Origin of the sequence: Pseudoclavibacter sp. RFBI5 (assembly GCF_002931395.1) — a bacterium.
In the GTDB taxonomy this organism is placed as follows: Bacteria; Actinomycetota; Actinomycetes; order Actinomycetales; family Microbacteriaceae; genus Pseudoclavibacter.
The window spans coordinates 990328-1004141 of the sequence record NZ_PSYA01000010.1 but is presented as its reverse complement, the minus strand read 5'-3'; the positions used below and the strand labels follow the sequence as shown (position 1 = coordinate 1004141).

Below are 13814 nucleotides of genomic sequence, written 5' to 3'. Positions count from 1 at the left end.
CCCCTTTCTCGGAAAACAAACGGCCCCTCCAGGCAATGACAGGTACGACGTGACAAGCACTGCAGCTCAACAGCCCCAGAGTCCGAAACCCGCCAGCCGACGTCGGATGGGACCGCTCACGATCACACTGCTGATCGTCGTGGCGCTCCTCGTCGTCTTCTTCTGGTTCGCTGGCCGATACGCGGACGTGCTCTGGTACGACCAGCTCGGCGTCCTCGAGGTCCTCCTCACCGAGTGGGGTGCCGGGGCGATCATGTTCGCCATCGGACTCGTCGGCATGGGCGTTCCCCTCTACGCCAACCTGCAGATCGCCTACCGTGCGCGTCCGGTCTACGCCAAGCTCAACGAGCAGCTCGACCGCTACCAGCAGGTCATCGAGCCGATCCGTCGCGGTGCGATGATCTTCGTCCCCGCTATCTTCGGCCTCTTCGCCGGCGTCGCGCTCATCGCCTCCTGGCAGACCGTGCTGATGTGGATGAACTCCACTCCGTTCGGCGAGACCGACCCGGTCTTCAACCTGGACGTCTCGTTCTACATCTTCCAGCTGCCGTTCTTCCGAGGCGTCGTCGCGTTCGTGAGCGCCGTCGTGCTCCTCTCGCTGATCCTGACCGCGGCAACGCTGTACCTGTACGGCGGAATCCGCGTGACCGGTCGCGAGGTCGTCATCTCCAAGAGCGCCCGCACGCACATCGCGATCCTCGCGGGTCTCTACATGCTCGTGCAGGCGGTCAGCTTCTGGCTCGACCGATACGCCGCGCTCAACACGCTCTCCGGTCGCTGGACGGGTGTGCTCTACACCGAGGCGAACGCGACCATCCCCGGTCAGGGCATCCTGGCCGGAGCCGCGATCGTCGTGGCCGTCCTCTTCTTCATCGCCGCGGCCATCGGTCGCTGGCGTCTGCCGCTCGTCGGCACGGCCCTGCTCGTCATCGTCGGCCTCGTGGTCGGCATGGTCTACCCGTGGATCGTCCAGCAGTTCCAGGTCGGACCGAGCGAGCAGGCACTCGAGACCCCGTATATCCAGAACAACATCGATGCGACCCGAAGCGCCTATGGGCTCGACCAGATCGAGGAGATCAACTACGCCGCAGAGACGACGGTCAGCCAGGGGCAGCTCCGGAACGACGCCGACACCACGGCGAATATCCGCATCCTCGACCCATCGCTCGTCTCGCCGACCTTCGCGCAGTTCGAGCAGGAGCGTGCGTACTACCAGTTCCCTGACCGCCTCCACGTCGACCGCTACGAGATCGACGGCCAGGTTCAGGACGCCGTCGGCTCCGTCCGCGACATCAACATCGCCGGTCTTGGCGCTGACGCGCAGTCCTGGGTCAACAACACCATCGTCTACACGCACGGCTACGGCCTCGTCACGGCGTACGGCAACCAGCGTGGACCCGACGGTCAGCCCCTCTTCATCGAGGGCGGCATGCCCAGCGAAGGCGCGCTCGGCGATTTCGAGCCGCGCGTGTACTTCGGGCAGTCCTCGCCCGAGTACTCCATCGTCGGCGCCCCGGAAGGCTCCCAGCCCGCCGAGTTCGACCACGTCTCCGGCGCCGACGGCGCAACGCAGACGTACAACACGTTCACCGGTGAGGGCGGCCCCGACCTCGGGAACTTCTTCAACCGCCTCGTGTACGCGATCAAGTTCCAGTCCGAGCAGATCCTGCTCTCCGAGTACGTCAACGACGAGTCGCAGATCCTCTACGACCGCGACCCTGCCGAGCGCGTGCAGGCCGCTGCCCCGTACCTGACGATCGACTCCGATCCGTACCCCTCGGTCGTGGACGGACGCCTCACCTGGATCGTTGACGGCTACACGACGAGCAACAAGTACCCATACTCCGAGCTCGCCGGCCTGCAGAACCTGCTCGAGGACGCGGACACCCCAGCGTCGTCGCTGCCGCCAGAGGTCATCAACTACATGCGCAACTCGGTGAAAGCGACCGTGGACGCGTACGACGGAAGCGTCACGCTCTACGCGTTCGACGAGACCGACCCGATCCTGCAGACGTGGCAGAAGGTCTTCCCGTCGACGCTCAAGAACGTGTCGGAGATGTCGGGTGAGCTGCTGAGCCACATCCGGTACCCCACGGACATGTTCAAGGTGCAGCGCGAGATGTTCGCCAGGTACCACGTGACCGACGCGAGCACGTTCTACAACCAGACGAACGCCTGGCAGCTGCCGCAGAACCCCACCGGGGGAGAAGCGTCACAGCCTCCGTACTACCTGACGATGCAGCTCCCGGGTCAGGAGTCGGCGTTCTCGATCTACTCCACCTACATCCCGTTGACAAACGCGAACGCGCAGTCGAGGAACGTGCTGAGGGGGTATCTCGCCGCCAACTCCAACGCGGGATCCACGGACGGAACCGTCGCGGATACGTACGGGAAGATAACTCTGCTGCGAGTCGAGAACGACAACGTCAATGGCCCTGGCCAGGTGCAGAACATCTTCAACTCGAACGAGACGGTCGCCAACCAGCTGAACCTGCTTGAGCGAGGCGGTCAGACGCAGGTGCTGCGAGGAAACCTCCTCACGGTGCCGGTCGGCGAAGGGTTCCTGTACGTGCAGCCTGTCTACGTCGAGTCGACCGGTGAGACCAGCTACCCGCTGCTGAGGCGCGTGCTCGTCGCATTCGGCGACAAGATCGCGTTCCAGCCGACGCTCGACGAGGCGCTCGATGAGCTCTTCGGCGGCGACGCCGGTGCTGATGCAGGTGACGGCGGCGTCGAGGTTACCGACGACCTGCCTGTCGACTCGGTCCCTGACGACACGACCGCGACGCCTGCACCGACCGCGACGACTCCGCCCTCGGGCGGCGGCACGGGAACTCCTCAGGAGCAGCTCTCGACCGCGCTGGCGGACGCCGAGAAGGCCCTTGAGGATCGGACGGCCGCGTACGCGAACAACGACCTCGTTGCGGCCGCCGAGGCCGACCAGCGGCTCACCGAGGCGCTGAACCGTGCCCGTGATGCGGACAGCCAGGTGTCCGGCACGTCGGTGACGCCGAGCGATTCCCCGGAGCCGACGCCGACCACGTAGGCGCCGAGCTGCACACGCCGACGGGCGTCACCCTTTCGAGGGTGGCGCCCGTCGGCGTCTGCGTGCCCGGACGTCCGCGCCTGCGCACGCTCCCGCTCCCGCGTGCTGGTGCTCCCGCGTGCTCACGTGCCCGCGTGCCCGCGTGCCCGCGTGCCTGCGTGCCTGCGTGCCTGCGTGCCCGCGTGCCTGCGTGCCCGCGCTCCCCGGCGTCCCGAGGCTGGAGTTGTGGGCAAGAGCTGTTCAGGCGGCCGCTGACGACCCCAGGCCACAACTCTCTGCCCGGTGGTGGGGCAGACGACGCGGGGCGGCGGCGGCGGGTTGGGATGCGGGGTTGGGCTGCGTCGCGAGCGCGTGGTCCTCGCTCGAGGCGCGACGCGCCCGGGATGCGTCTCATGGCGGACTCCGCAGCGGGAATTCGCGCGAAATCGAGGAGATTTGGCCCTGATGCGGGCCCGCGGAGGAGCCTGCGGCAGGTGCCTCATGCCTCCGACACGCCGGGTTTTCCGGGGAAGTGGGGGCCTGAGTTGCACGACGCTAGGACCGCTGGTAATGTTTCCTCTTGTGCCGCGGGGTGGAGCAGTTCGGTAGCTCGCCGGGCTCATAACCCGGAGGTCGTAGGTTCAAATCCTGCCCCCGCAACCAGATCCGCACAAGTTGGGATTGCTCGAAAGAGCAAAATGTAACTGCGGCACAAGGCCCGCTTCCTTTCGAGGAAGCGGGCCTTTCGCATTCCCCGCCACCGCGCGAAGAGGCGTCCACTGAGGCTTATAGGACAAAACGTGTGGATGAGCTCGCGCGTGTAGAGGAACCATTCCGCGGCGCGTTTCATGTGGGCCTCGCTCATCCCGCGGTGGTTGCGCAACGTGGTGCGGATGCCGTTGTTGATGCCGCCCTCGAGCGGGCTCGTGGTGCGCGCGTTCCCGTGGGACACGAACGTGAACAGATGCCCGTTGCCGGAGAGGCGGCTCAGCAGCAGCCACGCTTTGCGGAGTCGGTCGTGGGTCCACCATTTGCTCCACCCGTCGGTGGAGCGTTGCTTCGTGAGTTGCCCGTGCTGCTGCCACCAGGCCTGCAAACCCAGCTGCCAAGCGACGGCGGTGTCCGCGTCGACGACCCAGGAGAGCGCTCTGGAGAGCTTCAGCAAGTCGCGGCCGGCATGGGTTCTCGGGCGCAGCGTGAGGTGACGACGGACATTCATCTGCACGTGAAAGATGCAGCGCTGGATCTTCGTGTCCGGCCAGCCGACGCGAACCGCCGACGCGAACCCGGCCCCGCCGTCGCAGACCACCACCAGAGGAGCGGGGATCCGCGTCAAGAGCGCCGTCCAAGCGGCCGCCGACTCGCGGGCGCACCACTGCCATGCCAGCACCTGCAAGTCCTCGGTGACCGCGATCAGCAGACACCACGAACCGACATAAATTCCATCAACGAGCACCACCGGATGCGTCGTCTCGACCGGGCCGAGTGTTGGCTCGATCTCCCAGCACCACGCGGTCCGGCGTCGCAGTTGCCGGGCGGCGCTCGGCCCGCCGAGCTCGTTTTGGGAGTGCTTCCCGAGCAGCCACTGCAGGAACTCCCGAAGCTCGTTGCGGCGAGCGAGGTCAGCGCGCTTCCTGACCGATGACGACCCGCAGTTCAAGCACCGCCACCGCTGCGTCCCCGCGGGAGTCTTCCCGTTCTTCACGAGCCGTTGCCCGCATACCAAACAAGTCGTCGAGTTGGCGTCGTTTCCCACGACTAAGGGTCTCGGACTAAGACCACCCCTCGACACGCCTGCAACGGCGGGCCTAGATCAAGATCCCATACACACGTTCTGTCCTATAACCCGCATGTCGGGGCTTCTTCTTTTCTTGTCCCCGCTCAGATATCCACCAAGAACCCCTCCCGAGTCACAGCATGCCGCGGCGTCTCGGGAGGGGTTCTTTTCGTGTGCGAAGTGCAGAAATGTCAGGTCCTAGCCGATGCTCGCGCCACCCCACAAGAACGTCGCAGATTCGAGCTTCGTCACGTACGCACTGTGCGCGACTTTCATGAGGTCAGGGCCTTCCGGAACGGCAGCGACGATGCCGAGAGGTATGAGCCGACCATTCGCGGGGTCGTAGGCGGCCACAGGTCCTCCGCTATCCCCCTTGATGAAGTTCGCGGGCTGCGCCCAGAAGCGCTGGATCTGGCAGTACCACTCCGAGTCGTAGTACAAGCAGCCTGCTGATGGGATGCCCTGGTAGGAGATGGTGCCCTGGCCAGATTTCTGGCCAGAAACAAGCACCTGAGCACCAGTGGAGAGCGAACTGGCGGGATAAACGCCGTAAGCGGGAAGTGAGTTGCTGGTGTTTGTACCGCCGACCCAGACGCGCTGCGAGTACGAGCTGTCCTTGATCACCATCGCGTCGATCTTTGCCGACACAAGTGAACTCGTCGTCGTTCCCATGTAATAGCCGTTGTGCGTATACGTGCCGTGTGGGCAGTGGTCTGCTGTCACAGATCCCGTTTGGTTGATCCGGAACGCGTTCGAGCAGCCGCTGGTTCGGTTGCCTCCATTGAACGAGGGGTAGTCGTTGTACCGACCGGCTCCTTCGACGCCGAGGCCCTCGATATCGATGCGGACGAGTTTCCCAAACTGCGATGCGTGGCGGCCGATGATCTCGGCGTCGTCTTCGCCCGCCAGGATCTGCAGCTGCCCGGCAAGGGGATCGGGTATGAGGGCCACGTTGACCGTTTCGCCGCTCACAGAACGGACGTCGGTGAACGAATCTTGGATCGTGCAGACTTGGTTCATGCTGGGCGCAGCCTTGGCCTCCACACGAACAGGAACACCTTCGGCGCTCAATGTGTCGAGGGTTTCCTGGATCTTGGGATCACCCTTGGCAAGCACGGCGAGTGTGTTATCCGGAGACTCGGCCCAGCGCTCCGTCGCAACAACAACACCAGCGAAGCGCCCCTCGCCGTTAGGCTCCGTGTACAGATCCATGAAGTCATCGGGATGCGCACGGAGAGTTTGCGCACGCAACGTCAGGAACGCGGCGTCCTTCGCCTCGTACTCGTCATAGGGGAGCGAGCTGTCCTTGTAGCCGATGCCGCCTGCCAGATAAACTTCCGAACGGAAAAGGCATTCCCCCTGCGTGTCCAGGCCCTCAACGAGTTTGAGATTCGTCGTGTCCATCGGCTCAATGTCGACGTTCTTCTCATCCGCTGCTTCTGATGGCGCGGCGCTTGCTGGCAACGAGGGCAGCCCTGCGAGTAGCAACGTCGCTACCCCCGTGGCCGCCAAGATGCTCTTTGATACCCATGTTTTTCGATGAATAGCCAATGTCAACCCCCGGTCAACGAATCGAGTATCAGCCGCACGTGCGGCTGATACTCAGGAAGATATCGGCGTGAAAGCGGGCCCTCAAGAGCGAAGTTGAGATCAGTCGTCAATCTGACCGATGAAGACAACTTCTTCTGGGCTGCAATTCTCCGGGAATCCGGGGAAATCCCCTGGGATAAGGTCCGAACGATAGCCACCCCCGCCATTGATGAACTCTCCAGTCAAGAAGTCACGACCGTCGGAGAGGACAATGCCATCGCCCGCAGAGTCCAGCGTCGTTCCGTAGGGAAACTGTGCCACGTAGAATCCTGCGGGGGAGTCAGGAATGTCCAGACCCCAGCAACCGGCTGCGTCCTGGGCCAACGTGCCCGCTGCCTCAGCTGCTCCCATCGCTTCGAGTTTTTCCGGTGCTGTCCAGAGCAAGCTTGCGTTATCTGCGTCACCCGGGGAAGTGGGTGCGGGTTGGGGCGCGGTCGGCGTTGCGGAGCACGCAGTGAGCACGACGAAAAAGAGTGCACCGCTGGAGATAGCAATAGTCTTTCGCATGGAATGTGTCTACCAGTCTTCGCGAAGATCCGATAGAGAACAGCGCATCGCGAAACGCCAACCGAGGAGCCTTGCTCTCCAAACTGTCGCGACAGATTCGTCTCAACACGCTGAAACGACACGCGTCGGTCCGGTATCGACATCAGAACGTGTTCGGCGTGGACGAGAACATGGTCAGCGCCTGTCGGGGGCGGCGCGCGTCGCTGTGCGTGCCGGACAAAAGGATCGCTGCGCAAGCACACCAACACCGAGGAGGGGTGCCCATGACGGGCACATCGGATGTCTTTGATCGAACGAAGCTACCGGCCGGAGGGTCGATGCTGGCTGTGCCTACTGTACCTAATGGGGCATCCGGGACACATGAGGCTGCGGCTCTCCCGGTCCGGGTCGAGATCGGGCTCGCAGTCCTGGGCCGCGTGCACAGCGTGCCGCGCACGCACCACAGCGATGAGACTCAGCTCTTCATCAGCGCGGGATCTCGACGAGAATGGCTCCGCGCTGCTCGCATCGCAAAGACGCCTCAGCTGTGGCGTCGGGGATACCCCGCTGTCGGGGCTGTCATGGCTGCGATTCGCGAGGGCGGATCGCTGCTCGAGGAATACGCCGTCGTAGCGAGCTCGCGCCGGCTCCTCCGTGGTCTCGGTCGTGGCAAGCTGCAGCCGAACTGCAACTACAGATTGCTGCCGGGCGTGACGGCCACTGTCGAGGCCAGCAACGCTGACGGCAGCGCCAACCTCGTCAGCCTTCGGTTGCGATCCCACGCACGTGAGGTGCGCTGACTCAACTCGCGGAAGCTTGCCCCGACCTCGACGTGTGATGGAGAAGTCCACCGCGTCGGGGCTTCTCCTGTTCATCAACATGGCGATCGCAGGCCGCGTCAGGCTCAGAAAGAACCCGAGTGGCGCGTGAGAGCGAATTTGACCTCGCCGTTCCATCCTCGATAACGTCGAGAAGACCAGCCACGGAAGCCAGGTGCCCGCAATGGTGCACGGCGCAACGATTGGAGCACGCCTATGATTCGGCGCTGGTTGCCTTATCTCCTGGTGGCGATTGTCTTTATCGTCAGCGTTATCTTCATCTTCGACCGGCTTGATCCACCATTTAATGTCCTGGTCTCAGTCTTCATTATTTTGCCGCTGGCAATACTGGTGCGATATGTCACGCAACGACTGCGGCCCAGGGACGTGATCGAGGAAACAGAAGAGGTATAGACGTGCTGAAGACCACCACAAAGACTGCCCTCGCAAGTCTTGCCATCGCATCGGTGTCCATCTTCGGAGCGACAGCCGCATCAGCAAGTCCGCAAACGACGCAGCAAGCCCAGGTCCAGTCGACGAACACCATCCAGGGGGATGGATTCGAGATCGTGAACGAGTCGTCGACGTCAGCGCTCATCACCGTCCCAGACGGCTCCATCACGGAGTCGAACGGCGTCTTCACGCTCCAGACAAGCAGCGGCTTGCAAGCGCTTGCCAACGAAGTCACCACGGATGCCGGTACGTACGCCCTGACGATTGAGCGCGTGTCGGACAACCAGGTTCGCGTCATCACGCCAGAACCTTCTGCGTCATCCGCCGAAAGCAGCAGTAGCCGCACCGACAATCAGCGCGCTGTCGAGGGTTGGGAAGGCAGCTGGGATCAGTGCGTCAGCAAGGCCATGACGACCGGCATCATCTCAGGTGCTGTGGGAGGCATGATCGCGGCCGGACCTGCTGCCGCTGCAGCCGCTGCAGCCGCCGGCATGATCACCGCTGGTGCCGTCGCGGTGCTGGTCGATTGCTGGGGTAAGCCCTTCATCTCCGCGAGCTAGCTTCGCCCCGTGCCCCGAGCACACATACCCAGGAAAGCCCTCCCGGCGCAGTATCTCTGCTGCGCCGGGACGGCTGGTTTTCTCGCATGTTCTCGTCACAAGGTGCTCGCCGGCGGCGTATCTGCCGATTGCAGCGAACCATACGCAGCAACAAAACGGCTGCCCTTCGACGAGGCGACAGAACGCCTCCCGTTCGCTGCACCGAGCGGCGCGGGGGACTGGAGTGAGCTACCAACACAGCGGCTCGCGCACCCGGACGATGTACCGACGGAGCGACTCGACTTGTAGTTCATCTCGATCGTGGACGAAGCCTTCTCGGCGCAGATCACGTTGCTGCCCGGGAGGGCTCTCTTCTCTCGGATGTTCGGCAGAGCAACTCTCTCAGAGCATCACCCCGCCGCCGCAGGATTCTGCGTTGCAGCGCGCCGCGGTCGGGCTCGTCTAGCTGTCAGAATCAGCACATGACTGCGCCTGGTCCTCCTGAGCTCAACGCGAGCATGAACCCCCTGCACCGCGACGTGAGGATGGCGATCCTCGAGCGCATCTTGATGCTCGGCGATGAAGCAGAGACGGGGTATCTCGAAGTCAAGAGCGACGTCGACCTCAACAAGCCATTGGGCCGGGCGAAAGTAGCAGAGTTCCTGCTCGGTGCAGCGAACCGCGACCCGAAGTCGGCGTCACGCTTCTTCCACGGACATGCCGTCATGGTCATCGGCGCTCACTAGGGCAGCGCTCCGGGCATACCCAAGGGCATCGAAGACCAGGAGCTGCTGCGCTCGCTGCAACCGTATATCGGCGAGCACTTCCCCTTGCCTGAGATCTTCCGGTTGCCAGCTGGCGAGGATCCAACCCGCGAAGTACTCGTTGTCGTCGCGCTGCCTCCTGAGCCAGGGCAGACCATGTTTCCGTGTCACAAGGCGTTCCAGCCCAGCGACAAGCAGGACACGAAGCACAGCCTCGCGAACGGGGCGATCTATGTCCGCACATCGACCGAGACACGAGTCGCTCAAAATGGGGGAGATCCAAGCGTTGGTGCTCCGTGCGCAGGCTGGCGGGCAGCCTGAACGGCCTCCGATCGATCTCGAGATCAAGATCGGGTCGATCAACCGCCCACTGAGCGTCGACCACGGGCTGAGCTTCGCCTACGGCCGTGAAGAGTCGAAGTTCATAGAGGCTGCCGAGCAGCGTGCCAATCAGCGCCGCAACGATCCGATGTCGACCATCCTGGGGTCAGTCCCCGACGCCCAGTTCGGGAACTCCGAAAAGGTGCGAGCAAGGCACTACACGGACCCGACGAACCTCTCGGACCTTCGGAATCGAACCCAAGAACTTCACGCTGAAGCAGGGATTTCCGAGCCCAAGAAGACGCACAAAAGTACGCAAAGGCTCCGAACCTTGTAGGTCCTGAGTGATCCCGCTACTGCCGCTCATTCAGTTCGAAACTGCAGGCTGACCTGGGATGAGTACCGGTCATGCTGGGCAACTCGGGTGCGGCGTCACATAGCCCGGAGGTCGTAGGTTCAAATCCTGCCCCCGCAACCAGATCCGCACAAGTTGGGATTGCTCGAAAGAGCAAAATGTAACTGCGGCACGAGGCCCGTTTCCTTTCGAGGAAGCGGGCCTTTCGCATTCCCCGCCACCGCGCGAAGAGGCGTCCACTGATCGGCCCGGGATCCCGGTCTCTGCGGATCGATCTCTTTCCCCTCTCCCCGTCCCCGTCGACGCGGACGGTTCCTGGGCGTCATGGCCAGCCTCAGGGGCCTCGCGGACAGGTGCCGCTAGTGTCGGCCATTCGACGTGCGCCGATCGTTGGCGCTGGAGGAGAGCGGCGGTTCCAGGTGGCCAGATTCACGAGCCTCGAGCAGCGCATCGACGACGTCGCGGGGCGCCTCCTCGAGCGTGCCCCCGCACGCGGCCTCAGGGCCGGCCTCGTCGAGTTCCTGGTCTTCGGGCTCAAGCAGGCCTGGGCGTGCATCTTCGGGGCGCTCATGCTCGTCGTGATCATCGCCGCGAGACTCTGGTATCCGGACGATGCGCTGCTGGCACGCAACGATGCCCTCGTCATCGCCGCCGTCGCAATCCAGATCTTCATGGTCGTGGCCAGGCTCGAGACCGGCCGCGAGCTGCTGGTCATCCTCGCCTTCCACGTCGTCGGCACGGGAATGGAGCTGTTCAAGACGAGCGTCGGCTCGTGGAGCTACGCGTCTGGGGGAGTGCTGCACATCGGCCCCGTGCCGCTCTACACGGGCTTCATGTACGCGGCGGTCGGCTCGTACATGTGCCGCGTCTACCGGCTCTTCGACCTGCGGTTCTCCAGGTACCCGCGCATCTGGCTCACCGTGGTCGCGGCCGTGGCCATCTACGTGAACTTCTTCACGCACCACTACGCCTACGACTTCCGGTACGTGCTCCTGGTGTTCGTGGCCGTGCTGTGGGGCCGCACGTGGATGCACTTCCGCGTGTTCCGGAGGACGCTCCGGATGCCCTTGCTCGTGGCGTTCCTGCTCGTCGCCCTGTTCATCTGGTTCGCCGAGAACATCGGCACCTTCGTCGGTGCGTGGGTGTACCCGAATCAGGAGCACGGCTGGGAGCTCGTGTCGATCACGAAGCTCCTCTCGTGGTTCCTGCTCATGATCATCTCCGTGGTGATGGTCACGCTCGCGTACCCGCCGAGGCCGCCAGGCAGCGGAGAGGGCGCAGTTCCCGTGTCTCGTGAGGTTACGGGCTAGTCCCAGGCCTTGGCCGCGGGGATCCGCACGATGAAGGCGGCGCCGTCCTCGGACTCGGCGGCGATCTGTCCGCCGTGCGCCTCGACGATGGACTTCACGATCGCGAGTCCGAGGCCAGTGCTGCCGGACGCGCGGGTCCTGGCGGAGTCGCCGCGGGCGAACCGCGAGAAGAGATCCTCGCGGAGCGTCTGGGGGATGCCCGGCCCGTCGTCGCGAACGATGAGGACCGCCTCGCGCCCCGTCGCCGACGCGGCCGCGAGCTCGTAGCGCACGGAGACGTTGACGTGCGTGCCCTTCGGGGTGTGCAGGCTGGCATTCGAGAGCAGGTTCACGACGATCTGGTGGAGGCGCTCCCAGTCGCCGAGCACCGAGACCTCGCTGGGCGGCACGGTCGCGCTCCAGTGGCGGTCGGCGTCGCTCGCCTGCGCGTCGCTGACGGCGTTGATGACGAGCTCGGACAGGTCGACCGTGTCGAACTGCAGGTCCTGTCCCTCGTCGAGGCGGGCGAGCAGGAGGAGGTCGTTGACCAGCGAGCTCATGCGAGTCGCCTCGGACTCGATGCGTGCGAGAGACCGCTCGGTGGTGTCGGGCAGCGACGCCGAATCCTGCCGGGTGAGCTCCGCGTACCCCTGGATCGCGGCGAGCGGCGTCCGCAGCTCGTGGCTCGCGTCCGTGACGAAGCGACGCATCCGCTGGTCCGCCGCGGTGCGCACGGCGAAGGCCTCGTCGACGTGCGCGAGGAGCTTGTCGAGGGCCTCGCTCACCTTGCCGACCTCGGTGCGAGGGTCGATGTCGTCGAGCTTCACGGCCCTGCGGAGGCCGACCTCGCCAGAGGCGAGGGGCATCTGCGCGACGTTCTCGGCGGCCGTGACCACGCGCGACAGGGGACGCATCGCGACTCGCATGACGAGCGCGACGAGGAGGACGATGAGGCCGATCCCGAGCGAGGAGAGCACGAGCGTGAGGACGGTCTGGTTGAAGGTCGCGTCACGGGCGGTGTCGAGGGAGACGGCGGAGATGAGGGCGTAGCTCGGGTCGCCGTCCCACTCGTGGATCATGACGCGGAAGTCGCCGGCGGCGTCATCGAGCTTGATCGTCTCGAGCAGCGAGTGCTGGGTCGCGAAGCCGGGCGACTGGACCAGTGCCGTGAGCTCGTTCTTGATGGTCTGGTCGCATTCGACCGCGGAGGTCTCGCTGAACGATGCGGAGTCGATGATCTCGCCGTCGTGGGCGAGGGCGATGATGGTGCCCGGCGCGTGGCCGACGAAGTTGATGAGGGGCTTGACCTTCGGCGCCGCCGAGTCGCCCATCTTCGAGGGGTGCGGATGCGTGCCCGGGACGTCGACGCGGTACTTGTCGACGGAGTTCTCCAGCACCGACATGGAGGCGGCGAGCTGCGTGTTGACGACGCTCGTGATGGCGGAGTTGAGGGTGACGACGTTCATGATGCCGATCGCGCTCATCACGAAGGCGACGACGAGGGTGACGCCGACGATGATGCGCGCGCGCAGCGTCCACGGCCTCATTCTGCTGGCCTGATGACGTAGCCGACGCCGCGCACCGTGTGGATCATGGGGGTGCGGCCGGCGTCGATCTTCTTGCGCAGGTAGGACACGTACAGGTCGACGATGCTCGCCTTGCCGGCGAAGTCGTAGTTCCAGACGCGGTCGAGGATCTGGGCTCTGCTGAGGACCCGCTTCGGGTTGCGCATGAAGTAGCGCAGCAGCTCGAACTCGGTGGTGGTGAGCGCGACGGGGTCGCTGCCGCGGCGCACCTCGTAGCTGCTCTCGTCGAGGAAGAGGTCGCCGACCCGCAGCTGGGAGGCGTCGTCGGCGACCGCCTCACCGGCGCGCTGGATGAGGCCGCGCAGTCTGGCGACGAGCTCCTCGAGGCTGAAGGGCTTCGTCATGTAGTCGTCGCCGCCGGCGGTGAGCCCGATGATGCGGTCGTCGATGGAGTCCTTCGCGGTGAGGAAGAGCACCGGTGTGGCGTGTCCCTGACCTCGGAGGTTCCTGAGAATGCTGAGGCCGTCGATGTCCGGGAGCATGATGTCGAGCACGACGACGTCCGGCCGCTCGGCGGTGAACTTCGCGAGCGCATCCCGGCCGTTGTTGGCGACGTCGACCTGCCACCCCTCGTAGGAGAGGGCGAGGCTGACGAGGTTCGTCAGGGTCTCTTCGTCGTCGACGAGCAGCACGCGGATGGGGGTGCCGTCTGGGCGGTGGAGTCGGGGGAGCTGCGCGAGGACCGCCCGACGGCGACCGGGCTCGATGATCGGGTCAGCGGCGGCGGAATCGGGCATTCCTTCATCGTGTCATGGGAACGGCGTCGTGGCGGGGTGTTCGCTGCTCCTCATAGAAAGCTCAAATCTTCTCT

The 13814-nt window shown here is 64.5% G+C and carries 12 protein-coding genes and 1 tRNA gene; 8 read left to right on the top strand and 5 right to left on the bottom strand.

The features are described from left to right. Nucleotides 1-106: 106 nt before the first annotated feature. Together C5E06_RS11605 and C5E06_RS11600 are read left to right on the top strand one after the other, a co-directional pair. Nucleotides 107-3046, top strand: a complete 2940-nt coding sequence (locus C5E06_RS11605) for a UPF0182 family protein (protein ID WP_181057785.1) — start codon at nucleotides 107-109, stop codon at nucleotides 3044-3046. 565 nt (nucleotides 3047-3611) lie between these two features. Continuing rightward, nucleotides 3612-3688: transfer RNA gene (locus C5E06_RS11600), tRNA-Met, on the top strand. Here the strand turns inward: C5E06_RS11600 and C5E06_RS19815 are convergent. The 3 genes from C5E06_RS19815 to C5E06_RS19025 all read right to left on the bottom strand — a co-directional run bounded on the left by C5E06_RS19815 (nucleotide 3645) and on the right by C5E06_RS19025 (nucleotide 6899). Continuing rightward, on the bottom strand, nucleotides 3645-4781 hold the full coding sequence (locus tag C5E06_RS19815; protein WP_374953241.1) for an IS1249 family transposase: 1137 nt from the start codon (nucleotides 4779-4781) through the stop codon (nucleotides 3645-3647). The two genes, C5E06_RS11600 and C5E06_RS19815, sit on opposite strands and share 44 nt — an antisense overlap. A 219-nt stretch (nucleotides 4782-5000) precedes the next feature. Continuing rightward, the gene (locus tag C5E06_RS11585) at nucleotides 5001-6206 is read right to left on the bottom strand and encodes a hypothetical protein (RefSeq protein WP_104306941.1); all 1206 of its coding nucleotides are present in this window, start codon (nucleotides 6204-6206) and stop codon (nucleotides 5001-5003) included. A 246-nt stretch (nucleotides 6207-6452) separates the two neighbouring features. After that, entirely contained in the window at nucleotides 6453-6899 is a 447-nt protein-coding gene (locus C5E06_RS19025; RefSeq protein WP_146081375.1) for a hypothetical protein, read from the bottom strand. A 560-nt stretch (nucleotides 6900-7459) separates the two neighbouring features. Here C5E06_RS19025 and C5E06_RS19020 point away from each other — a divergent pair. From C5E06_RS19020 to C5E06_RS11555, 6 genes are all read left to right on the top strand, one after another. Continuing rightward, nucleotides 7460-7678 carry a hypothetical protein gene (locus tag C5E06_RS19020; protein WP_146081374.1) on the top strand — a complete coding sequence of 73 codons (219 nt, stop codon included), beginning with the start codon at nucleotides 7460-7462 and terminating at the stop codon, nucleotides 7676-7678. A 234-nt stretch (nucleotides 7679-7912) separates the two neighbouring features. After that, complete coding sequence (locus tag C5E06_RS11575; protein ID WP_104241576.1) at nucleotides 7913-8110, top strand: hypothetical protein; 198 nt, start codon at nucleotides 7913-7915, stop codon at nucleotides 8108-8110. A gap of 2 nt (nucleotides 8111-8112) precedes the next feature. Next, nucleotides 8113-8709 (top strand): hypothetical protein, encoded by a 597-nt coding sequence (locus tag C5E06_RS11570; RefSeq protein WP_104306939.1) that lies wholly within the window; start codon nucleotides 8113-8115, stop codon nucleotides 8707-8709. A gap of 461 nt (nucleotides 8710-9170) precedes the next feature. Then, complete coding sequence (locus tag C5E06_RS11565; RefSeq protein ID WP_104241574.1) at nucleotides 9171-9434, top strand: hypothetical protein; 264 nt, start codon at nucleotides 9171-9173, stop codon at nucleotides 9432-9434. 250 nt (nucleotides 9435-9684) lie between these two features. Next, nucleotides 9685-10110: a hypothetical protein gene (locus C5E06_RS11560; RefSeq protein WP_146081373.1), complete on the top strand. Its 426-nt coding sequence runs from the start codon at nucleotides 9685-9687 to the stop codon at nucleotides 10108-10110. 437 nt (nucleotides 10111-10547) lie between these two features. Then, nucleotides 10548-11438 carry a DUF817 domain-containing protein gene (locus C5E06_RS11555; RefSeq protein WP_104241573.1) on the top strand — a complete coding sequence of 297 codons (891 nt, stop codon included), beginning with the start codon at nucleotides 10548-10550 and terminating at the stop codon, nucleotides 11436-11438. Here the strand turns inward: C5E06_RS11555 and C5E06_RS11550 are convergent. Together C5E06_RS11550 and C5E06_RS11545 are read right to left on the bottom strand one after the other, a co-directional pair. Next, nucleotides 11435-12964, bottom strand: a complete 1530-nt coding sequence (locus tag C5E06_RS11550; RefSeq protein WP_104241572.1) for a cell wall metabolism sensor histidine kinase WalK — start codon at nucleotides 12962-12964, stop codon at nucleotides 11435-11437. The two genes, C5E06_RS11555 and C5E06_RS11550, sit on opposite strands and share 4 nt — an antisense overlap. After that, nucleotides 12961-13740, bottom strand: coding sequence for a response regulator transcription factor (locus C5E06_RS11545; RefSeq protein WP_104298569.1), 780 nt, complete (start codon nucleotides 13738-13740; stop codon nucleotides 12961-12963). Before C5E06_RS11545 ends, C5E06_RS11550 begins: the two co-directional genes overlap by 4 nt. Nucleotides 13741-13814: the final 74 nt, after the last annotated feature.